The 22668-nt window shown below is 72.2% G+C and carries 17 protein-coding genes and 4 tRNA genes; 11 read left to right on the top strand and 10 right to left on the bottom strand.

Going from position 1 to position 22668, the window contains the following annotated elements; translation table 11 throughout:
* Positions 1-81 precede the first annotated feature (81 nt).
* Complete coding sequence (locus ABC270_RS10380) at positions 82-867, top strand: phosphatase PAP2 family protein (RefSeq protein ID WP_412880721.1); 786 nt, start codon at positions 82-84, stop codon at positions 865-867.
* 136 nt (positions 868-1003) lie between these two features.
* On the top strand, positions 1004-1342 hold the full coding sequence (locus ABC270_RS10375) for a hypothetical protein (RefSeq protein ID WP_412880720.1): 339 nt from the start codon (positions 1004-1006) through the stop codon (positions 1340-1342).
* Positions 1343-1496: 154 nt separating this feature from the next.
* Here the strand turns inward: ABC270_RS10375 and ABC270_RS10370 are convergent, their stop codons facing one another.
* Positions 1497-2963, bottom strand: a complete 1467-nt coding sequence (locus tag ABC270_RS10370; RefSeq protein WP_412880719.1) for a family 20 glycosylhydrolase — start codon at positions 2961-2963, stop codon at positions 1497-1499.
* Positions 2964-2998: 35 nt separating this feature from the next.
* Entirely contained in the window at positions 2999-3502 is a 504-nt protein-coding gene (locus tag ABC270_RS10365) for a hypothetical protein (RefSeq protein WP_412880718.1), read from the bottom strand.
* Positions 3503-3619: 117 nt separating this feature from the next.
* Between ABC270_RS10365 and ABC270_RS10360 the strand changes: the two genes are divergently transcribed.
* Positions 3620-5485: a glycoside hydrolase family 43 protein gene (locus ABC270_RS10360; RefSeq protein ID WP_412880717.1), complete on the top strand. Its 1866-nt coding sequence runs from the start codon at positions 3620-3622 to the stop codon at positions 5483-5485.
* Between the two features lie 59 nt (positions 5486-5544).
* Here ABC270_RS10360 and ABC270_RS10355 read toward each other — a convergent pair.
* The 3 genes from ABC270_RS10355 to ABC270_RS10345 form a co-directional block, all read right to left on the bottom strand.
* Positions 5545-5619, bottom strand: a tRNA-Val gene (locus ABC270_RS10355).
* A 15-nt stretch (positions 5620-5634) separates the two neighbouring features.
* A tRNA-Cys gene (locus ABC270_RS10350) sits at positions 5635-5708 on the bottom strand.
* Positions 5709-5790: 82 nt separating this feature from the next.
* Positions 5791-5862: transfer RNA gene (locus ABC270_RS10345), tRNA-Gly, on the bottom strand.
* Between the two features lie 246 nt (positions 5863-6108).
* On the opposite strand from ABC270_RS10345, the gene ABC270_RS10340 reads away from it, so the two are divergent.
* The 5 genes from ABC270_RS10340 to ABC270_RS10320 all read left to right on the top strand — a co-directional run bounded on the left by ABC270_RS10340 (position 6109) and on the right by ABC270_RS10320 (position 12761).
* Positions 6109-6181 (top strand) — tRNA-Val (locus ABC270_RS10340).
* Between the two features lie 112 nt (positions 6182-6293).
* Positions 6294-7853 carry a DUF3375 family protein gene (locus ABC270_RS10335; protein ID WP_412880716.1) on the top strand — a complete coding sequence of 520 codons (1560 nt, stop codon included), beginning with the start codon at positions 6294-6296 and terminating at the stop codon, positions 7851-7853.
* Positions 7850-8611 carry a DUF4194 domain-containing protein gene (locus ABC270_RS10330; RefSeq protein WP_412880715.1) on the top strand — a complete coding sequence of 254 codons (762 nt, stop codon included), beginning with the start codon at positions 7850-7852 and terminating at the stop codon, positions 8609-8611. The genes ABC270_RS10335 and ABC270_RS10330 overlap by 4 nt, the downstream gene beginning before the upstream one ends.
* A complete protein-coding gene (locus tag ABC270_RS10325; RefSeq protein WP_412880714.1) occupies positions 8608-12000 on the top strand; it encodes an ATP-binding protein in 3393 nt (1130 codons plus the stop codon). The genes ABC270_RS10330 and ABC270_RS10325 overlap by 4 nt, the downstream gene beginning before the upstream one ends.
* A 464-nt stretch (positions 12001-12464) precedes the next feature.
* Positions 12465-12761 carry a hypothetical protein gene (locus ABC270_RS10320; protein ID WP_412880713.1) on the top strand — a complete coding sequence of 99 codons (297 nt, stop codon included), beginning with the start codon at positions 12465-12467 and terminating at the stop codon, positions 12759-12761.
* A 201-nt stretch (positions 12762-12962) separates the two neighbouring features.
* On the opposite strand, the gene ABC270_RS10315 is transcribed toward ABC270_RS10320, so the two are convergent.
* On the bottom strand, positions 12963-14429 hold the full coding sequence (locus ABC270_RS10315; protein WP_412880712.1) for a peptide MFS transporter: 1467 nt from the start codon (positions 14427-14429) through the stop codon (positions 12963-12965).
* 214 nt (positions 14430-14643) lie between these two features.
* Between ABC270_RS10315 and ABC270_RS10310 the strand changes: the two genes are divergently transcribed.
* From ABC270_RS10310 to ABC270_RS10300, 3 genes are all read left to right on the top strand, one after another.
* Positions 14644-16743, top strand: a complete 2100-nt coding sequence (locus tag ABC270_RS10310) for an acyl-CoA dehydrogenase family protein (RefSeq protein WP_412880711.1) — start codon at positions 14644-14646, stop codon at positions 16741-16743.
* A gap of 81 nt (positions 16744-16824) precedes the next feature.
* Positions 16825-17493, top strand: coding sequence for a DNA-binding protein (locus ABC270_RS10305; RefSeq protein ID WP_412880710.1), 669 nt, complete (start codon positions 16825-16827; stop codon positions 17491-17493).
* Positions 17490-18140 carry a hypothetical protein gene (locus tag ABC270_RS10300; RefSeq protein WP_412880709.1) on the top strand — a complete coding sequence of 217 codons (651 nt, stop codon included), beginning with the start codon at positions 17490-17492 and terminating at the stop codon, positions 18138-18140. Before ABC270_RS10305 ends, ABC270_RS10300 begins: the two co-directional genes overlap by 4 nt.
* 60 nt (positions 18141-18200) lie before the next feature.
* Here the strand turns inward: ABC270_RS10300 and csrA are convergent, their stop codons facing one another.
* Genes csrA through ABC270_RS10280 form a run of 4 tightly spaced genes read right to left on the bottom strand, consistent with a single transcriptional unit; the run spans position 18201 to position 22665 of the window.
* Complete coding sequence (gene csrA / locus ABC270_RS10295; protein WP_412880708.1) at positions 18201-18461, bottom strand: carbon storage regulator CsrA; 261 nt, start codon at positions 18459-18461, stop codon at positions 18201-18203.
* A gap of 4 nt (positions 18462-18465) precedes the next feature.
* The gene (locus ABC270_RS10290) at positions 18466-19395 is read right to left on the bottom strand and encodes a hypothetical protein (RefSeq protein ID WP_412880707.1); all 930 of its coding nucleotides are present in this window, start codon (positions 19393-19395) and stop codon (positions 18466-18468) included.
* Positions 19370-21424: a flagellar biosynthesis protein FlhA gene (locus tag ABC270_RS10285; protein ID WP_412880706.1), complete on the bottom strand. Its 2055-nt coding sequence runs from the start codon at positions 21422-21424 to the stop codon at positions 19370-19372. The genes ABC270_RS10290 and ABC270_RS10285 overlap by 26 nt, the downstream gene beginning before the upstream one ends.
* Complete coding sequence (locus ABC270_RS10280) at positions 21421-22665, bottom strand: EscU/YscU/HrcU family type III secretion system export apparatus switch protein (RefSeq protein ID WP_412880705.1); 1245 nt, start codon at positions 22663-22665, stop codon at positions 21421-21423. The genes ABC270_RS10285 and ABC270_RS10280 overlap by 4 nt, the downstream gene beginning before the upstream one ends.
* Between the last annotated feature and the right edge of the window lie 3 nt (positions 22666-22668).

The raw sequence follows: 22668 nt of genomic DNA, 5'->3' as shown, positions 1-22668 counted from the left end.
TCCGTCGCCGGGTCACGTCACCACCGCAGCGACACCGAGCCCGACAGCACTGGACTCCCGTCCGAGGAGTTCGATGGGTCGATGCAGCAGGACTCCGTCGCCCCGTCGGCCGACCACCGCGGCTGGTGGCACCGCAAGTTCGCGCCGGAGGTCCGGACCGTCGGCCGGGCCGAGCGCGCCGTGCTGCTCCGCGCCGCCGTGGTGCTCGCGATCGTCGGCGCGGTCGTCTTCGCCACCATGCTCGTCGGCGTCCTGACGCACACGGGCGTCCAGCGGCTCGACCGCCCCGTCGACGAGTGGTTCGACTCGCAGCGGGACGCCGACCGCACGAACGTGATGGTGGTGCTGGCGACGGTGTTCGGACCGGTGGGGATGCCGATCGTCGTCCTCGTCGTGACGGTCGCGTGGGCCCTCCTCGCACGGCACGCGTGGCGTCCGCTCGTCCTCGCGTGCGGGATGGTGCTCGGGGTGATGACCGCCCAGGCGCTGGCCCCGCTCGTCCGGCACCCCCGGCCACCGATCGCCGAGATGCTGCTCGGACCCGACCACACCTTCTCGTTCCCGTCCGGTCACGTCCTCGGGGCGAGCGACTTCTTCCTCATCGGAGCGTTCCTCATCGCGTCGCGCACCCACCGGCGCTGGGTCACGGTCGGCCTCTTCGCGCTCGCGGCGCTCATGATCGCGTCCCAGGTGATCAGCCGGCTCTACCTCGGCTACCACTGGCTGACGGACACGCTGTCGTCCGTGGGGCTCTCGATGATGATCACGGCGCTCACCATCGCGATCGACACACACCTGACCGCGAGGGTGCCGGAGCTCGAGCGGGATCCCGGACCCGCGTCCACGACGGGCGACCTCGTCCGGTGACCGCGGTCGAGGTCGTCGCGGGGGCTGCGGGCGTGATCCTGCCGGGCTGCGCCCGTCGGGTCTCCCTGCGTTCTCGGTGATCACCACGGCGTGCCGGGTGCTGCACGGCGGGAGCGCCGCCGATGTCGGTGCATCGATGTCCTCGTTCTTCGGCAAGCTCACCGCGCAACACGACCGGGCACCGATCCGGGAGTCGCTGTCGACCCTCCTCCTCGTCGGGGTGTTCCTCGCCACGCTCCTGACGTTCCCCGGTCTGTTGATCGGGGGTGCGTACGACGCGGCGCACCGGGAACGGGTGACCTGCTCCGTCAGCGCCGCGGAGGCGATCACCGTCTCCAGCCGATCCTCGAGGGGTGTCGGCTCCTCACGCGCCGGCGTCGGCGGCGGGTCGTTCTGGCTGCGGAAGAACACCCCCGTCACGGTCCCGTCCCCGACCGTCCACAGCATCGACGACCTCACCGGGCTCGCGCAGTGACGAACGGATCCCGAGACGCTCACGACCTCGTCACGAGGGCCGTTCGGTCACGTTCCGGCTCAGTGCGGGTGAGCTCCCCGTGGGGACGGTGACGGTCGGCTCGGAAGCGGAGCCGCCGTGCGCGTTCGTCCGCCGACGCGCTGCCGCGCCCGCGTCACCTACGGGCTCGCGGACCTGAGGCGTTCGCGGTGTCGATCATCGCTACGACGTGCGGCGTGCTCCACCGGAGGAGCGCCGGGGACGGAGGCGCGTCGAGGTCCTCACCCCAGACAGCGATCGCCGCACCCGACATCGGCGTCGCCAGTCGCGACCCCGAGTCGCCGTCCCACGTCCGGAGCGTCCAGTGTCGGCGGAGGTCAGCGGCGCTGTACGCGGCGTCGGCCGGGTCGAGATCGGTCGGCACCTCGTAGAGGTAGTACGAGTCGTAGTTCAGCAGGTCGATCCCCGCCGCGGCGAGGTCGCTCGCCCGCGCACGGTGCTGCCGGCGTTCCCGGCGCTCGGTCGCGTCCTCGGTGTCGCCGTCGAAGCTCCAGTACGTGACACGGATGCGTGGGTCCAGGCGTCGGACGGCGGAGCGGTCGATCCCGTCGTTCCACGCCCACACCGACTCCGTGCCGACGGCGGCCGCCAGCGTGTTCAACCACGTGACCCGCTCATCCGCGCTGACGTCCTCGCCCCACTCGTCGCCACCGATGTGGACCGTTCGGCTCTGCGGGAACGTCCGCCTCACCTCGGCGAGCAGGCCGGTCGCCAACGCGACGCTGCCGGGCGCGGACGGGTCGAGTTCGCTCTCCCCGTCGCGGATGCGGTCGACCCACCGCTTCCCGTGCTCCGCCTCGAGCAGCGCGAACGCCGCCGCCATGTGCCCGGGCGTGTCGACCTCGGGGACGATCGCGATGCGCTTCTCCTCGGCGTACGCGGCGATCGCCCGAGCCTGGGCGGTGCTGAGGAACGGCTTGCCGGTGACCCGACTCGTGTACACGCCGTCGCGCAGGTCCGCGTTCGCGGGGGTCTGCCCGAGGACCGCGCTCTCGATACCGACGTTCTGGTCGTCGGTGAGGTGCAGGTGCAGGAAACGGCCGCCGTGCTGCGCGAGCAGGTCGATGTACCGCTCGATGAGCGACGGTCGGTAGTACGCGCGGGCGACGTCGAGCATCACCCCGGTCTCCGGCCTTGCCGGGCTCGCGTGCCCGGTGCGCACCGTCGACGTCGACGTGCGGCAGGTCGACGCGGAGTACACGCCGGTGCACGCGACGACCGCGTACTTCCCGGCGGGCACCCGGGAAACGGAGGTCAGCGTCGCACGGACGGTCGCTGTCCTACCCGCAGCCAGCGCTCGGACCGGCACGTGACCGAGCGCGTAGCGCCCGCTGCTCGACGCGAGGTACAGCCATGCGGGCAGCGCGGACGTCCTCGACGCCCCGGTGTTCCGCACCGTGACGCTGGTGCGGACGGTCGTCCGGGTCGACGGGCCGGAGCTGCTCGCCCTGACCGCCGTGACCGTCGGTCGCGGCGCGGGCGGGGTGGCGGCCGTCGCCTGCTGATCAGGGCCGACGGACCCGGCGACTGCTCCGAAGCCGACCACGGCAGCCGCTGCACTGGCGAGCGCGATGCCGAGCACGACGGTCCCTCGGGCCCTCCGGCCCCCGTCGGCCGTCACTGTCCGGCCCCCCGGGTGACGACGATCGCGTCGAACAACGACTGCCCGGACCGATCCGGTGTCGACGCGTCGAGGGTGATCCCGTCGGCTCCTGCCGGTACGTCGATCGGGATCCTGCTCGAGGTCCCGCAGGTGAGGTCGGCCCGCCCGAGGACCGCACTCGGCCCGTCCTCGTGTTCGGTGAGCTCGCTGACGCGCAGGTGCACGGTCTCCTCCGACCTGCAGACGGCGAGGACGTCGTACGGGCCGCGGAGGTCGTACGCGAGGGACACCTGTGCTCGAGCGGTCCTGCTTCCGTCCTCGGTGGTCAGTCGTCCACCGCCGCCGCCGTGGTCGGCGTCTCCGTGGACGCCGAGTTGCGCGGACGCCGTGCTCATCCACTGCGCGAGGTCGTCGGACGCGGCCTGCGTGTGGTCGCCGCCGGAACAGCCGGCGAGCACGGACGCTCCCAGGAGCCCGGTGAACAGCGCGGTGACGGAGCGGCGGCGGAGCGGGTGCACGTGCCGATCATGCCGCGACCGGCCGACGTCCGGCGACCCCGTCATCGCGGGGTGGCCGCCCGCGGCGTAGTCTCGCCCTCGTCAGCACGCTCCTCGACGACGAGAGCAGGTCACACCGTGCGCCGATCCCTGCAGGCGGTCCTCACCATCGCGACGGTCGCAGCGCTCGCGACCACGTTCCTCGAGGCCGGTGCGGAGGCGCCACCCGCGCAGGCCGCCAGTGCCACGGCCGGACGCAGCCCGGCCGCGCCGACCCACCAGAACCCCATGACGCTGTCGCTGCCGGACGGGCAGAGCGCCGCGAGCTGTGCGGACCCCACGGTGGTGCACGGGGTCGGGCGCGACCGGGACTGGTACCTCTACTGCACCAGCGACGCCCTGACCACGACGGAGGAGAACCCCGACGGGTCACTGGTCCAGCACGTCGTCCCCACCTACCGTTCGACCGACCTCACGCACTGGACGTACGTCGGTGACGCCTTCACGACGAAGCCGGCCTGGGTCGGGGACGCGAACGGCATCTGGGCGCCGGACGTCGTGTACCGGGACGGCCGTTGGTACCTCTACTACGCGGCATCGGACACCCCGACGGCGACCGCGCCGACCGGTGGCGGATCGGCCGTCGGCGTCGCCACGAGCTCGAGCCCGACCGGACCGTGGACCGACTCGGGCGGGCCGGTCGTCGCGCCGCAGGCAGCGCCGAACGGAGCCGGACAGCGGTGGGAGTTCGACCCCGAGGTGATCACCGACCACGGCGTCACCTACCTGTACTCCGGCAGCTACTTCGGCGGGGTGAACGTCCGTCGCCTCACCCCGGACGGCCTGCACTCCGTACCGTCGAGCGAGCGCGAGATCGCCATCGACAACCGGTACGAGGGCACCTACCTGATGCGCCACGACGGCTGGTGGTACTTCATGGGGTCCGCGACGAACTGCTGCAACGGCGCACTCACCGGCTACGGCGTCTTCGTCGCCCGGTCCCGCAGCCCGCTCGGACCGTTCACCGACCGGGACGGCGTCGCGATCACGGCGACGCGGGTGGGCGGGACGCCGATGCTCGCGCAGAACGGCAACCGCTGGGTCGGGACCGGTCACAACACGGTCGTGACGGACTTCGCCCGGCAGGACTGGATCGTCTACCACGCGGTGGACCGCGACGACCCGTACTACGCCGGGCAGGGCACCTACACGAAGCGCCCGGTCCTCATCGACCCGCTCGACTGGGTCGGCGGCTGGCCCGTCGTCCGAGGTGGGGCGGGTCCGTCCGACACCGTGCAGCCCGGGCCCGTCGCCCAGCCCGGCGAACGACCGACCTACCGACCGACCCGAGCGCCGGTCGACGTCCCCGGTCGACTGCTGCGTGCCGCCTCGACGTCGTTCGACGGGTCGGCGCTGCCCCCGTCGCTCAGCTGGGTCCGAGAGCCCGATGCGTCGACGTGGACGGTCAGCGGTGGCGCGTTCCGCTGGCAGACCCAGGACGCCGACATCCACCCACCGGCGACGCCGCTCGCCTCGGTGCTCGCCGAACCCGCGCCGAGCGGGGACTACGTCGTCGAGACGACCGTCGCGGTGGACACCCCGGCGACCGGCGACGGCGTGAACTACGTGCAGGGCGGGCTCATCGTGTACGGCGACGACGGCAACTACGTCCGTCTGACGTCCAACTCGATCTTCGACACCCGCCAGACGGAGTTCGGGAAGGAGGTCACACCGCAGCCAGCAGGGGCGCCGAACTACGGGAACATGGTGGTCGGCCCCGTGGGAGACCGCACCACGCTCCGCATCGTGCACCGTGTCGTCGACGGGGTCGACCAGTACACGGCGTACACGAGCGACGACGGGCATCACTTCGTCCGCGGCGGCACCTGGACCGCGGACCTCGGCGCGCACCCGCGCATCGGGCTGATCTCGCTCGGCGGTGCCGGCTTCACGAGCACGTTCGACGACCTCCGTGTCAGCACGGTCCGGAGCGTGCGCGGCTGACGTCGGAACGCGCGAGGGGAGAACACGAAAGCCCCCGGCGTCTGCCGGGGGCTTGCTCGTGGTGGGCGATACTGGGATCGAACCAGTGACCTCTTCCGTGTCAGGGAAGCGCGCTACCGCTGCGCCAATCGCCCAGAGGAGTGTGGAGCTGGAGGTGGGGACGGGATTCGAACCCGCGTGGACGGCTTTGCAGGCCGCTGCCTAGCCTCTCGGCCACCCCACCATCGAGGTTCACGTCTCCGTGAGTACCCGAACGGTGGGATACCCTCTGGTGAGTCGTCACGATCCGGAGATCGGGACACTCGAGCGGATGACGAGATTCGAACTCGCGACCCTCACCTTGGCAAGGTGATGCGCTACCACTGCGCCACATCCGCAATGCTTCTCGGAAGAAGCCTGACCGCCGTCCGACGAGCCGCTCTTGCTGGCCTGCCGTCTCGGCGACGTCGTAAACTCTATACGAACCCCGGCGCATCCGCCAAAATCCTTCCGGTTCACCGGGCGTGTCCCCCGTGTTCACGCGGATGCACGGGCGTCGAACGACTCCGCCACACCCGGGCGACGCGTCGTGTTCGGCACCGGCCTCGGCATCCGCTATTATCGACTGGCACGACAAGTGCAGCGGGCGATTGGCGCAGTTGGTAGCGCGCTTCGTTCACACCGAAGAGGTCATCAGTTCGAGTCTGGTATCGCCCACCCGCTGTGTCGCATCGACGACACGACCGAGAGCCCGACGCAGCACGCGTCGGGCTCTCGTCGTTCCGGCAGCTCGCGCAGACCACCACGACACGACCATCCGTAGGGGCACATGACCGACGTCGACCTCGAGTTCGCTCGCGTGCGCGCGGTCCTCGACCGGCCGACCCTCCGACTCCTCTCGCGTCCGACGAGTGCGGCGGTCGTGGCCGTGTTCCGAGCGGTGTTCGACCGCGACGTCCAGTACGTCCCCGCGGACCGGATGCACCTCCAGGTCGAGGAGCACGTCGCCCGGCTCCAGGCGACCGGCGCACGCGTCCCGGCGAGCGAGCAGGCGGGAGACGTCGAGGACACCCGGCCGAACGGTCGCGCGCTCTGTCGCGAGTGGGTGGCCGCGCAGTGGCTCGTCCGGTCGAACTCCCCCGACGGCGACGAGCAGTACTCCCTGACCAGTCACGCCCTCGAGGCCCTGAGCCTCGTGGACGCGCTGAGCGCGGACCGGGCACTCATCAGTGAGAGCCGCCTCGCGATGATCGTCGACGCCGTGCACCGGTGGGCCGCCCGCGCCGAGCCCGACCCCGACGTGCAGATCCGCCGGCTCGACGCACAGATCGCCGAACTCCAGGCCGAGCGGGACCGGCTGGCCGACGGGGACGCGGTCGAGACCGTCGACGACGACCGGATGCGCGACGGCTACACGAACATCTCCGACCTCATCCGCCAGCTCCCGAGCGACTTCAAGCGCGTCGAGGAGGCGGTGGCGACGATGCACCGCTCGATCGTCGAGGACTTCCGCAGCGAAGTCCGCCCGATCGGCGAGATCCTCGACGACTACCTCGCGCGCACCGACAACCTCATGCAGTCCACCCCGGAGGGCCGCGCGTTCGAGGGCGCGTTCGAGCTGCTCCGCGACGACGCACTGCTGCTCCGCCTCCGCGACGACATCGGCACGATCCTGGCGCACCCGTTCGCCTCGACGCTCGAGCCGGGCGAGCGCCGAGCGTTCCGGAACACCGTGGGCATCCTCCGGCAGGGCATCGAGGACGTCCTCGCCCGGCGCCGACAGCTCACCGCGACCCTCCGCGACCAGATCGTCGCGCACGACGTCGTCCGGGACCGCGAGCTCGACGCCGTCCTCCGTTCGGTGAACCGCGGTCTCGCGGCGTGGATCGAGCAGGGGTCGGCGCGGGACCGCGTCCCGCTCGGACTCCTGCCCGAGCCGGCCGAGGTCGAGACGCTGCGCGAGCGCTTCTACGACCCGGACACCGAGTCGGTGCCGCCGCCGATCGAGGAACCGGACGACGACGTCTTCGATGACCTCGACGTCGAGACACTGCGGCGCCACGGCGGTCCCCTGCTCGCCGAGCTGCGCGACGCGCTGCGGTCCGCCACTGCTCCGTCGAGCGCCGCCGCCTTCCACGGCCTGCCCGACGAGCAGCGGCGACCGGTCGAGCTCTTCGGCCTGGCCCACCTGCTCACGGGCCGCCCGGACTTCGAGGACGGCCGACACGTGGTCGCGCACCACACGGTCCGGCCCGACGGCAGCCCGGTCACCTTCCACATGCCGACCGCCGACCTCACCGACGGCGGCGCCACGGCTGACGACGCCGACGCTCACGACGCGGCACACGACCCAGCACCCACAGCAGCACACGCACAGGAGGCACGGTGAGCGACACCACGCCGGCGCCGGTCGACGAGACGGCCGGGTTCGAAGACCTCGAGACGTTCCCGCAGGACGAGGACCGCGACGAGACGAGCTTCGCCCTCTTCGAGGGCGACGAGGGACGACTCGACGAGCAGCAGCGACGCGCGCTGGTCGCGCTGCTCCGCCACACCTACGTGAGCGCCCGGACGCACGCTGACGAGTGGCGCGCGGTCCTCGACGCCGAGGGACAGCTCCGGTCGCGCCTCAACGACCTCTTCCTCGAGCTCCACGTCGACCGCGACCGCGAGGTCGCCTGGAAGCGCCAGGCCCGCTCGGAGAGCCAGCGCCGGGCCTTCCCGACGCTGCTCCGCGACGTCCCGTACACGCGCGAGGAGACGATCGTCCTCGTGTACCTGCGCATGCGCCTCCGCGCCGACACGCGCCCCGGCCCCGACCAGGTCGTCGTCGACCGGTCGGAGATCCTCGGGCACGTGGCCGGTTTCCTGCCCGCCGGGTCGACCGACCGCACGCGCGACGAGGCCCGCGTCGCGAGCGCCGTCGAGCGCCTGGTGCGCGCGCGCATCCTGCTCCGCACCACCGACCCGGACCGCTTCCGCGTCGCCAGCGTCGTCGAGGTGCTCCTGCCCCTCGAACGGCTCCTCGAACTCGACACCTGGCTCCGCACCGCGACCAGCGGCGACGGCGAGGCGACCGCCGGGGCCGAGCCGGGCCTCCAGGCCGAGCCGACCGACACCGACGACGAAGGCGAGCCGGCAGCATGACCGACACCGCGACCGGGACGACCGCGTACGAGGAGTACGCGATGCCCGCCCTCTTCGACACGGTGGCGCAGTGGCGTGCCGAGTCGATGCAGGTCGTGAACTGGGGCGGCTTCCACGGCCACCGCCAGGTGGAGCTCTCCGGCACCGCGACCCTGATCTCCGGCGCGTCCGGCACGGGCAAGTCGACCCTGATGGACGCCTACCTCGCGGTGATGATGCCGTCCGACGTGCCGTTCAACGGCGCATCGAACGACACCACGACCGGCCGAGCACGCGGTGCGGACCAGCGGAACCTCCTGACCTACCTGCGCGGCAAGGTCGACACCCAGCGCGACCCGGAGACCGGCGCGCTCCGAGACGTGAACCTGCGCGGCGACGACCAGACGACGTGGGGCGCCGTCGCGGTGACGTTCCGGAACGACGACGAGCGTCGCTTCACGGTGCTGCGCGCGTACATCGTGCCGAAGCGGGCCCGCGGCGTCGGGGACATCCAGATGACGATGGCGACGGTCGACGACACGTTCGACCTGCGGCGGCTCGAGGAGTTCGTCCCGGCGCGCTTCCACCACCTCGAGCTGACCGGGCGCGTGCCCGGCCTCGTGATCCGCGACACCTACCAGGAGCTCGCGTACACGCTGCAGACCCGGCTCGGCATCGGCGACTCCGGCGGCGGCAACCGGGCGATGCGCCTGCTCGCGCGCATCCAGGCCGGACAGCACCTCCCCACCGTCGACGCCCTGTACAAGTCGCTCGTCCTCGAGACGCCGGCGACCTACGAGGCGGCCGACCGCGCCCTCGCGCACTTCTCCGCCCTGGACGATGCGTACGAGGCGATGGACACCGAGGAGCGCAAGGTCCGCATCCTGTCGCCCATCGTCGACCTCCACGCGGAGATCGCCCGGTCGAAAGCTGCCGCCGCGGCGCTCGACGGCATCGCCACCGGTGCGGAGGTCTCCCCCTTCGCGCACTGGACGGCGTCACGCAAGCGTGCGCTGCTCGACGACGAGGTCGCCCGCAACGCCCGCGAGCGCACGGCCGCGCGTGCGGAGGTCGCCGCCGCGTCCGCCCGGCACGCCGCCGTCGAGGTCGAACTCCGGGACGCCGAGGCCCGGCTCCGTGACCAGGGCGGCAACGCGCTCGCACAGCTCGAGGACCGCATCGACCGGCGGACCCGTGAGCGCGACGCGGCGGCACGGGCCCGTGCCGTGTTCGAGGAGCGCACCGCCGTGCTCGAGACGACGGTCGACACCGAGCCGACGTTCGTCACGGCGCAGCGGACCTCGCACGAGTTCCTCGGGTCGTACGCGTCGGCTCGGCAGGAGCTCGACCAGCGTCGCGACGCCCTGACCCGCGAGGAGTACCCGCTCCTCGACCGCGAACGCACCCTGCGCCAGGAACGCCAGTCGCTCGAGCACCGCCAGGGCGCGATGCCGCTGCCGATGCACGAGGCCCGCGTCGCGATGGCCCGCGCGGCCGGCATCGACCCCGCCGACCTGCCCTTCGTGGCCGAGCTCCTCGACGTGCTCCCGGGCGAGGAGCCCTGGCGGACGGCGATCGAGTCCGTGCTGGCCCCCGTCGCCCGCACGCTCCTGGTCGACCAGGACCACCTCGCGGCCTTCAGCGAGGCCATCGACTCCCTCCGGCTGCCCGTGCGGGTCCAGTTCGAGGGCGTGCCGACCGGGCCGCACATCGACCTCGACGGTGACCCGTCGATGGTGTCCGGGAAGCTCGCGATCAAGCCGTCCCCGTTCAGCACCTGGGTGCGCGAGCGCATCGAGTCGGAGCGCACCGATGCCCGCTGCGTCGAGGACGCGGGCGACCTCGGCGGCGGTGGACGTCGGGTGACGCGGTCCGGGCAGCTCCGCGACGGCCGACGTGGCGCACACGGCGACCGTCGACAGGCGAACGTCATCGGGTTCACGAACGAGGCCAGGGTCACCGCCGTCGAGCAGGAGCTCGCCTCGATCACCGAGGACCTCGCGACGCTCGAGGCCCGGCGCACCGACGTCGCGCAGGACATCGCCGTGCTCGACGCCCTCCGCACCGCGCACCAGCACGTGGTCGACGCGAGCTGGGACGGCATCGACGTCGCCGGTCTCGACGAGTCCCTCGCGCAGCTCGACGCCGAACGCCAGGCCCTGCTCGCCGCCGACGACGGTCTCCGGACGCTCCGGGCGACGGTGGCCAGGCTCCGGGCAGCGCTCGACGAGGCCTCCGACCGGCGGTCCGCGGCGCGCCTGTCGGTCTCGCGACTCGAGGAGCGTCACGGCGTCCTCGTCGACGGGCAGGACGCGGCCGCCAAGATCCTCGCGCGGTTCGACGACGCCCCGGACTCGCTGCCGGACGACGAACAGGCGCGGCTGCTGTCCGAGACGTTCGAGGAGGTCGGCGCCCCCGACGGCATCGACGGTTTCGACGACGCCACCCGACGGCTCCGACGGCGGCTCGACGAGCGGCTGTCACAGGCGCTCGACGGTGCCGCATCGGCCTCGAACGCTCTGACGCTGACGTTCCAGCGGTACCAGGACGCCTGGCCGGACCCGAACCTCGGCACCGGGGTCGCCTCGTACGAGGACTACCACGCGATCCTGGAGCAGATCCTCGCGACCGGCCTGCACGCCCGTCGGACCGAGTGGCGCCGACGACTCTCGCAGTGGAGCGGCGAGGACCTCGTGCCGCTCGCCGGCGCCTTCGACCGCGCCGTCGTGGAGATCGAGGAGCGCCTCGAGCCTGTCAACGAGATCCTCCGCGAGCTGCCGTTCGGCGCCAACCGGGACCGGTTGAAGATCGTCATCCGTCGTGTCACCCGCGAAGAGGTCGCGTCCTTCCGCAAGGAGCTCCGCGCGCTGTCCGCCTCGGTGGACACCGAACTGACCGACGACGTGCTCGAGACCCGGTTCCGCCGACTCCGCCGGTTCATGGCGATCATCCGGCCGGACAGCGCTGCACCTCGGGGCCGCACGACCGCCCGGGACGCCGTGCTCGACGTCCGGCGGCACATGGAGATCACCGCCGTCCGCTACGACGTCGACGGGAACGACCTCGGCGTGTACTCGTCCCTCGGCGACAAGTCCGGCGGTGAGACGCAGGAGCTCGTGGCGTTCATCGTCGGCGCCGCGCTCCGGTACCAGCTCGGCGACGAGACCCGGCCCCGGCCCCGGTTCGCGCCGGTGTTCCTCGACGAGGCGTTCATCAAGGCGGACTCGGAGTTCGCCGGGCGTGCGGTCACGGCGTGGCTCCGGCTCGGGTTCCAGCTCGTGGTGAGTGCGCCGCTCGACAAGGTGACGGCACTCGAACCGTCCATGGAGCGGCTGCTCTCGATGCGGAAGCACCCCGACACGGGACACTCGTCCATCACCGAGATCGCGCGGGTCGCCCCCGGGGCGTAGGGGAAGCCGGGCCGGCGGGCGAGGTTCCGAAATCTCGGCATCTCGACGCGATTCCGGCCTGTTCGTGCGACCTCGGTGACACGCGTGCGGCGAGTCATGGAACCTCGGCGCGGTCACACCGAGCGCCCGTGCGGCACACCGACGGGAGGCACGGTGCGCCCCCGTCATGCCTCTCCCGTCGGACACGACTCAGAAGGACGGTCGGGGTTCCAGAATTTCGGCATCTCGGCGCGACGACGGTCGGTCAAGGGAACCTCGGTGATGCGCGCTCGGCGAGTCCCGGAACCTCGGTGATGCGCGCTCGGCGAGTCCCGTAACCTCGGTGATGCGCGCTCGGCGAGTCCCAGAACCTCGGTGATGCGCGCTCGGCGAGTCCCAGAACCGCGCGGCACGTCCTGCGACCAGCGCGGGCCGACGGGCGGCGACCAGCGCGGGCCCACGGACGGGGACGGTACGGTGGGCGGGTGTTCGGACGACGCTCCCCCACCCCGCGCCCCGACGACCGCGGAGGCCTCGGCATCGGCGCGCTCGTGCAGGTCGTCGATCCCGGGCAGCAGGGCGGCGAGCACTGGGCCGACGAACCGATCGGCGTCATCGTGGCACCGGGGGCGAGCCAGCTCGGCGGGACGCAGCGGACGTGGACCGTCGTGTTCGACGAGCCCGCGTACACGACGGACGGCCGCGGCCCGTTCGAGCGCGCGACCGTCCTGAGTCGTCAACTGGTACCGGTCGAACCGGCAGCGGCCACCGAGGCCGACTGACCGGGCCTAGTACTCCTCGGAGCCGCTCTTCATCATGGCCGCCGTGGCCATGCAGAGTCCGACGCCGCCGAGCACGCCGATCCCGATGATGACGCCTGCGATGACTTCGAGCATGTCCGTGACTCCTTGGTTGTTCGGGGCCGGTCTGGCGTCCTCCAGCCTACCCGGTCCGACCGGGAGGACCGCCGCGGGCTCGCGAGGTCAGCGGACGCCGCGCATGAGGCGGAGGACCGGCTTGGCGAACGCGAGGAGCAGGACGCCGACCACGACCGCCGCGAGGCCGAGCACCGTGAAGTACGGCGCCTCGTTCCCCGGGTCGTAGTAGCGGGAGAGCACGCCGGTGGCCGCGGTGCCGAGCGACACGGACAGGAAGAACAGCGCCACCATCTGCGTCTGGAACTTCGCGGGCGCGAGCTTCGTGGCGACGGACTGCCCGACGGGCGACAGGAGCAGCTCGGCGATCGTGAAGACGAGCAGGATGCCGACGAGTGCGAGGAGCGGGGTGCCGTTCTCGCCGGAACCCACGAACGGCAGGAAGAGCAGGAACGCGACGCCCATGATGCCCGTGCCGAGGGCGAACTTCGTCGGGGTGGAGGGCTGACGGTCGCCGAGCTTGGTCCAGAGCGCCGCGAACACGCCCGAGAGCACGATGATGAACACCGGGTTGATCGACTGCACCCACGACACGGGCATCTCCCACCCGAACAGCGAGCGGTCCAGCCGCTGGTCCGCGTAGACCGTGACGACCGTGAACTGCTGCTGGTACAGCGACCAGAACACGGCGCTCGCGATGAAGAGCGGGATGAACGCCAGCACGCGGGAGCGGTCCTCGGGGCCGATCCCGCTGCCGAGGATCACGACGAAGTACCCGATGGTCGCGAGGACGACGATCGCGACGACCACGGTCGGCAGGTTGCCGACGTTCAGGAGCCCGGTGAGCACCGCGACCACGATCAGCACGAGTGCCACGACGACCAGGACGGCAACGAGCGGCAGTCGTCGACGGTCGACGGGGTTGGTGACGTGCCGGACGGCGTCGGGCAGGTGACGCCGGCGGATCGCGTACTGCACGAGCCCCGCGGCCATGCCGACGGCGGCCAGACCGAAGCCGAAGTGGAACCCGAGCGTGCTCTGCAGCAGCCCGGTCAGCAGCGGGCCGAAGAACGCCCCGAGGTTCACCCCGAGGTAGTAGAGCGAGAACCCGGCGTCGCGGCGCGGGTCGTCCTTCGTGTAGAGACCGCCCACGATCGTGGTCGCGGTCGCCTTCAGTCCACCGGAGCCGAGGGCGATGAGGACCAGCCCGACGCCGACGCCGGTGACGCCCGGCAGGACCGCGAGCGCGATGTGGCCGAGCATGACGACGACGGCACTGCCGAACAGCGTGCGGTCCGCGCCGACGAGCCGGTCGGCGATCCACGCGCCGATGATCGTGAACAGGTACACCGCACCGCCGTAGGCACCCATGATGCCGCTCGCGATGCCCTTGTCGATGCCCAGTCCGCCCTGCGTGAGCGAGTAGTACATGTAGATGAGGACGATGCCCTGCATGCCGTAGAACGAGAACCGCTCCCACAGCTCGACCGCGAACGGTGTGGACAGTTCGAACGGCTGTCCGAAGAACGTGCGCTTCGTGCCGGGCTCGTGGCCCGAGGCGGTGGTACCTGACATGCCGCACAGTCTGCCCCGGGGGCGGCATGCCGGCACAATCGTCGATGGGTGCTCACAAATTCGCACCGCGGACCGTTGGAGGGTTCCCACGACGACGGACGGCCTGTCGTGCGCCCGGGTTGTCCGCCCGCACGGCGTTCACGTCACGAGCAGGCGCGGTGCATACCGTGGGTTCTGCAACACCGGACACCGCAGTTCAGGAGGACTCCCGACCATGGTCGACACCGCGCCCGCGCACAGCACCCCGAAGGCCAGCACCCCGAAGGCCGACGCCGCCGGCGACCCCGCCGCGGGCACCCCCGTCGGGTCCACCGCTGCGGGTGTGCGCATCGACACGGACCTCGTCGCCGAACTCCTGCTCGGCCGCTGGGCGGAGGACCGACGCATCTCGCGCCGGCTCGCGCTCGACCCGGCGATGCACAAGATCGAGGGCATGCCCTACGCCGACGCCCGATCGCGGACGCTCGACCAGCTGCGCATCCTCGTCGAGGCCGGCGCGATCCAGCGGCCGTACCCGCCGGAGTTCGGCGGCCAGGACAACCACGGCGGGAACCTCGCGGCGTTCGAGGAGCTCACCACGGCGGACCCGTCCATGCAGATCAAGGCGGGCGTGCAGTGGGGCCTGTTCGGTTCCGCCGTGCACCACCTCGGGACCGAGCGGAACCACCGCGAGTTCCTCCCGGGCATCGTCTCGTTCGAGGTTCCCGGGTGCTTCGCGATGACCGAGACCGGGCACGGATCCGACGTCCAGAGCATCGCGACGAGCGCCACGTACGACCCGGACACGCAGGAGTTCGTCATCCACACGCCGTTCCGCGGTGCGTGGAAGGACTACATCGGCAACGCAGCGCTGCACGGCAGGGCCGCCGTGGTGTTCGCGAAGCTCGTGACGCAGGGCGTCGACCACGGCGTGCACGCGTTCTACGTGCCGATCCGCGACACCGAGGGCGTGTTCCTGCCAGGCGTCGGTGGCGAGGACGACGGCTACAAGGGCGGCCTCAACGGCATCGACAACGGCCGACTGCACTTCGACCACGTCCGCGTGCCCCGGACGAACCTCCTGAACCGGTACGGCGACGTCGCCGAGGACGGCACCTACAGCTCCCCCATCGCCTCGCCCGGTCGTCGGTTCTTCACCATGCTCGGCACACTCGTACAGGGCCGGGTCTCGCTCGACGGTGCAGCCGTCGTGGCACAGAAGATCGGTCTGCAGATCGCCCTGACCTACGCGATGGAGCGCCGGCAGTTCCCCACGGGCGACGGCACCGAGGGCGTCCTGCTCGACTACGGCCGGCACCAGCGGCGCCTGATCCCGCGGCTCGCGACTGTGTTCGCGCAGTCGTTCGCCCACGAGAAGCTGCTCCGGACCTTCGACGACGTCTTCAGCGGACGCGAGGACACGCCGCAGCGCCGCGAGGACCTCGAGACCCAGGCAGCCGCGTTCAAGGCGATGTCGACCTGGTCTGCGCTCGACACGCTCCAGGAGTGCCGGGAGGCATGTGGCGGCGCGGGGTTCCTCGCCGAGAACCGCCTGACGGGCCTGCGCGCCGACCTCGACGTGTACGTGACCTTCGAGGGTGACAACACCGTCCTGCTCCAGCTCGTCGGCAAGCGCCTGCTCACCGAGTTCCGCTCGCGTGCGCCGAAGGACGCCGCATCCACCGCGCGCTTCGTCGCGGCCACGGCAGCGTCCAAGCTCGCCGACGCTGCGGGCATCCGGCGGCTCGAACAGACCCTCGCCGACCGGGGCTCCCTCGCTGCGAGCGTGACGGACCTGCAGGACCCGGTCACCCAGCGCGAGCTCCTCGCAGGGCGGGTCGACACCATGGTGACCGAGATCGGCATGCGGATCGCCCGGGCGGGTAAGGACCGCGAGCGCGCGGCGCTCCTGCTGAACCGGTCGCAGCACGAGCTCATCGAGGCGTCGAAGGCCCACGCCGAGCTCATGCAGTGGGACGCGTTCACCGAGGCACTCGACGAGGTCCCCGAGGGTGACACCCGGCGCGTGCTGGTCTGGCTCCGCGACCTGTTCGCGCTGGGGCTCCTCGAGCAGCACCTCGACTGGTACCTCGTGCACGGGCGTCTGACCGCCCAGCGCGCACGGGCCGTGTCGGCGTACATCGACCGACTCGTCGCCCGCGTGCGGCCGATCGTGCCGCAGCTGCTCGAGACCTTCGCCTACGAGCCCGGCCACGTGCGGGCGCCGATCGCGCTCGGAGCCGAACGGGAGCGCCAGGAGGAGGCCCGCGCCTGGTTCGCCGCCGAGGCCGCTGCCGGTCGTCTGCCCGAGCAGGAGAAGAAGCCGCGCCCGTGACGCGGCAATGCCGATCAACCTCTGAGGGTTGATAGCGCCGTTGTCAACCTTGTAGGGTTGACTGCGGGAGGGTACATGATCGTGATCACGGCAGACCAGGTCGACAGTCGGGCAGGGTCCGACCGCGTCGACCCGGCGCTGCGGCTCGTGTCCGACGTGCTCGGCGGCGCGGCGGTGCTGCCGCCGGAGCGGACCGCTGGTGACGAGTTCCAGGCGCTCGTGTCCTCCGGGGGTGCGGCGGTCGACGTCCTCCGTGCGCTGACCAGGCAGGGCGGGTGGAGCATCGGCGTGGGCGTCGGCCCCGTCCGCTCCCCCCTCCCGGACACCATCCGCGCGGCCACGGGCCCGGCCTTCTTCGCGGCGCGCACGGCGGTCGACCGCGCGAAGGCCACGTCGGAGCGCTTCGCGCTCGAGGTGGCCCCGGGCGCCGCGCGCACGACGGCCGAGGTGGAACCGCTCGTCGCGCAGACGATCCGAGCACTCGGTCGTCGATCGGCCGAGGGGTGGGAACTGGCCGACCTGCTGGACACCGGCCTGTCCCGGACCGAGGCCGCGGCGCGGCTCGACATCACGCCGCAGGCGGTTGCGAAGCGGTACGCCTCGGCGGAGCTGCGGACCGATGCCCCGCTGCGCGGCGCGCTGGCTGCCCTGCTGCAGGCCGCCGACCGCCCCGCGGACGGGAACGGTACCGACCACGACCACGACCGCGCCGACCGCGCCCGACCCGCCACGGAGGAACCGTCACCGTGACCCCCGCCCTCTGGACCGCCGCTGCCGTCGTCGTGCTCGCCGCCGCAGCCTGGAGCACGATCCGCCCGCTGCACCCCGTCGCGCGGGCCGCACCGCCGGTGGTCGTGCTCCTGGCCCTCCTCGCGGTCCGCATCGCGACCGGGACCATCGGCGCCGGCACGAACGCGGGCTCCGGCGCCGGCACCACCGTGGTCGGCCTCACCGCGACCGCGCCCGACCCCGTGATCGGGACCGTGCTGGCCGTCGCGGTCTGCCTCCTCGGGATCCTCGCCGGCAGCGCCGTCACCGGGGCCGTGCTCGGCGTCGCCATGCGGCGTGACCTCCGGCGCGGGGACGTCCGACGGGGCACGCACGGCGGCATCCTCGTCAGCACGAACGACGAGCCGCTCGGGGATCCGACGCTCCCGGACGTCCCGGCCGCGTCCGAGGTCCTCCGCGGCGGCGCGGTGATCGGGTTCCTCGAGCGCTTCGCCATCGTCGGCGCCGCGCTCGTCGGCCACCTCGAGATCGTCGCCGCGGTCATCGCGGTGAAGGGCCTCGGCCGCTTCTCCGAGCTCGACTCCCCCGCGGCGCGCGAACGGTTCATCGTGGGCACCCTGACGAGCACGTGCTGGGCGGGACTCGCAGCCGCGGTCGTCCTCCTGTAGCGAGACCAGCGGCGGTCGTCCCCCTCGACGACACCGGCGACGACGGCCCTCAGCGGAGGGTCAGGAGCCCGCCGACGGCCCGCCCTGGTCGCCCAGCGCACGACGGAGTCGCGCCTCGGCGTCGTCGGCGGCACCCGCCGCAGCGGCCGCCTCCGCGTTCGCCTCGGTGACCGCGCGGACGACCTCCTCGCGCTGGATCTTCACGCCCCGCGGGGCGTCGATGCCGATGCGCACCCCGTCGCCACGGCCGTCGAGCACCGTGATGACGATGTCGTCACCGACGAGGATCCGCTCGCCGACCTTCCGCGTGAGTACCAGCACCCCGTCAGCCTAGCGACAGGACCGGCACTCCCAGCAGGTGCACCGACTCCGGCGTGGCGGTCTCGGCGGCCCCGATGGCGACGACCCCGGCGACGGCGACGTGCGTCGCCACAGCCCGGAGCATGGCCGCCGCGTCCTCGGTCTTCCGGCCGGCGTCGACGACGAGCCAGACCTGGTCCGCGCCGAGTGCCTCGATCGTCGCCTGGTCGTCCCACGCGGCGACCGCGAGCACGGTGGCGCCGTCGCGCACGCCGTCGGCCCGCGCGAGGATCCCGGAGCGTCGGTCGGCAGCCGCGGTCGGCCGGAGGGCGTGCCGGGTGGCGAACAGTCCGGCGACCGCGTCCACGTCGCCGGCGCGGCCGACCAGCAGGACGAGGTCACCGTCCGCGGAGCGGACCGCCGGCACTGCGGGCCGCACCGGCGGGACGACCGCACCGGACGGTACGACGGCGTCGTCGGGGGCCGCAGCAGCGTCGAGGAGGCGCACCGAGCCTCCAGGCAGGGTGTCGGGGACGGCCTGGAGGCGCGACCCGCCCTGGTCGGACCGGCTGCGGCCCGCCGCGGCGGATGTGGGTGCGATGCCGTCCGCCACGAACCCGTCGAGGATCGACGCGAACGCGTCGGCGCGCGTGGAGCCGGTGCCGTCGGCGGCGGCGATGCGCGCCTCGGCGGCCTCCGCGTCGGCGAGCAGCGCCGCGATGCCCGCCCGCTGCGCGGGACCGTCGGCGATGGCGACCACCGCGGTGGGCGCCTCGTCCGGCGAGGGCACCTCGACGGTCGCCTCGACGTGGGCCCTGCGGAAGAGCCCGGCGATGCCGGGCGTCGTCACGCGCTCGGCCGCGATGATCCGGGCCGCTGGTCCGAACTCCTCGCGGACCGCGTCGCGGACCGCCTCGAGGGTCGCGCCGTCACGCTGCAACCGCGTCGGTGACACGGACCACCCCCACGGTCTCGATGGTGGAGCCCGCGGCCGTGGCCTCCTGGTACGACAGGACGGGCAGGCCGTTCGACTGCGCGGCCACCATGCGGTGCACGGCGGGCCGGAGCTGCGGTGCGCAGACGAGGACCGCGGAGAGCCCCTGGTCCTCGACGGAGCGGACGGCGTCGCGCACGGACCCGAGGACCTGCTCGATGCGGTGGGCGTCGAGGACGATCTGGCTGCCCTGCTCCGACGGGCGGAGCCCCTCGAGCATCGACTGCTCGAGCATCGGGTCGATCATGATGACCCGGAGCACGCCGCCGTCGGTGTGCCGGGCGACGAGCGCCGGGCCGAGGGCCGCGCGGGCGGACTCGACGAGTCCCTCGGGGTCGGTCGACACCTTCGCTCGGAGGGTCAGCGCCTCGCAGATGCGACCGAGGTCGTTGATCGGCACGCGCTCGGCGAGGAGCCCCTGCAGCACGCGCTGGAGCTCGGCCATCGACAGCATGCCCGGCACGAGTTCGTCGACGGCCGCGGGGTTGACCTGCTTGACACCCTCGGTGAGGACCTTGACGTCCTCGCGGGTGAGCAGGCGCGCGGCGTTGTCGCCGATGACGGCCTGCAGGTGCGTCACGAGCACGGACACCCGGTCGATCACGGTCGCGCCGGTCATCTCCGCCGCGTGCCGGAGCTCCGCCGGGACCCACTTGCCGGCGAGGCCGAACACCGGCTCGACGGTCGCCGCGCCCGGGAGCCCGTCGAGCTGGTCGCCGAGGGCAAGGACACTGCGCGACGGGGCGGTCCCCCGACCGGCCTCCACACCGGCGATGCGGATCGCGTAGGTCGACGGCGGCAGGTCGATGCTGTCCCGCGTGCGGACCGGCGGCACCACGATGCCCATGTCGACCGCGATCTTCCGACGGAGTGCCCGGACCCGGCCGAGCAGGTCGTCCGAGGCGCCGGAGACCATGTCGACGAGGTCGGGGGCGAGCAGGATCTCGAGGGCGTGCACCCGCATCTGCTCGATGAGGTCCTCCGGGGTGTCCGCGCTCGGAGCGGCGGCTTCGAGCGCCTGCGCCTGGCCGGCCGCCGCGGCCTCGTGCTTCGCGTTCTGCCCGATGCGCCACCCCGTGAACAGCAGGAGCCCGCCGACGATGAGGAACGCGACGATCGGCATGCCGGGGATGAACCCCATCGCGATCGCCGCGACCCCGGCGATGGTGAGGGCGTTCCGCGACTGGCCGAGCTGGGCGGCGGCGCTCGACCCCATCTCGGTCTCGGCCCCGGAGCGGGTGACGATCATGCCCGTCGACACCGCCATGAGGAGCGCCGGGATCTGCGTGACGAGGCCGTCACCGATCGTCAGGATGCCGTACTTGCCGAGGGCGTCGGTGATCGAGAGGCCGTTCTGCGTCATGCCGATCGCGATGCCGCCGACGAGGTTGATGACGATGATCAGGATGCCCGCGATCGCGTCGCCCTTGACGAACTTCGAGGCACCGTCCATCGCGCCGTAGAAGTCGGCCTCCGCGGACACCGCCGCGCGGCGCTCCTTCGCCTCGGCGTCGGTGATGAGTCCCGCGTTGAGGTCGGCGTCGATCGCCATCTGCTTGCCCGGCATCGCGTCGAGGGTGAACCGCGCACCGACCTCGGCGACGCGCTCGGCGCCCTTCGTGACCACGACGAACTGGATCACGACGAGGATGAGGAAGATCACCGCGCCGATGATGATCGACCCCGAGACGGCGACGTGGCCGAACGCCTGGATGACGTCGCCCGCGAAGCCCTGTCCGAGCACGAGCCGCGTCGAGGCGACGTTGAGTCCGAGGCGGAACAGCGTCGCGACGAGCAGCAGCGACGGGAACACGGAGAAGTCGAGGGGCTTCTTCACGAACAGCGTCGTGAGCAGGATGACGAGCGCCAGCAGGATGTTGCAGATGATGAGCACGTCGAGCAGGAACGACGGCACCGGCAGGATCAGCAGCAGGATGATGCCGACGATGAAGACGGGGACGGCGAGCTTCGGCAGGTCCTTGCGGTTCACGCGGGAACCCCTTCGTTCGGAGCGCCTTCGCGCGGGGTCGGAGCAGGGCGCGGGGTCGGAGCAGGGCGCGGGGTAGGAGCAGGGCGCGGAGTGCGGAGCTTGCGGGGGCGGACGTCGCCGGTGAGCGTCGTCGGGTCGAGGACGGTCGCGACCTCGGCCTCGGTGGTCGGACGCGGTGCGGCGTGTGTACCGCCAGCCGAACCGCGTGCGGTGAGCTGCATGACGAACGACAGCACGCGGGCGACGGGCGTGTACAGGTCGACCGGGATCTCCTGCCCGAGCTCACACGCCGCGTGCAGGGCCCGGGTGAGCGGCACGTCCTGCACGATCGGCACGCGGGCCTCGAGCGCCCGGTCCCTGATCGCCGCGGCGACCGGCCCCGCACCCTTGGCGACGACACGGGGCGCGGACTTGCCCGCCTCGTACTTGATCGCGACGGCGTAGTGCGTCGGGTTCGTCATGACGACGTCGGCGTCGCCGATGGCGGAGATCATCCGGTTCCGGCTCATCGCCATCTGCCGCGAACGGCGCTGCGACCGGATCAGCGGGTCACCGTCGGACTGCTTGTTCTCGTCCTTGACCTCGCGCTTGGTCATCATGGTGCGCTTGCGGTTCCGACGAACGACCACGAACACGTCCACCGCGGCGAGCAGGAGCCCCGCGGCGATCGCCGCCCGGAGGAGCGTGCCGACGCCCTCGCCGGCCGCCGCGAGCACCGCGGTCAGGGGCAGTGAGCCGCTCGTCATCAGGACGGGCACGAGTCCCTGCACGGCGAACCACAGCACGAGCCCCACGACCGTGGTCTTCAGCAGCGCCTTGACACCGTTCCAGAGCGCCTGCACGCCGAACACGCGCTTGAAGCCCTGCACCGGGTCGAAGTGGTCCGGCTGCGGCGCCATGCGGCGGAAGTGCACGCCGCCCTGTGCGACGGCGGCGGCGAGGACGGCGACCGCGGTGACGCCGAGCATCGGGCCGATGATCGTGCCGACGGACGCCATCGCCTCGGCGAACACCCGGTTCATGGTGCCGATCGTCGGCTCCGCGATGACGGTCTGCACCGCCGCGAGCTGGGACCGGCCCGCCGCTGCCGCGTTGCCGACCGCAGCGGGGATCATCAGCGCCGCCGCCGCGATGCCGACCCACGCGCCGAGGTCCTGCGACCTGCCGAGCTGCCCCTTGCGGTGCACCTCGCGCATCCGCTTGTCGGTGGCCTTCTCGGACCGCTCTCCGCTGTCGGACACGTC

This window comes from Curtobacterium phoenicis, assembly GCF_047238015.1.
In the GTDB taxonomy this organism is placed as follows: Bacteria; Actinomycetota; Actinomycetes; order Actinomycetales; family Microbacteriaceae; genus Curtobacterium.
This window is presented reverse-complemented; position numbering and strand designations above follow the sequence as displayed.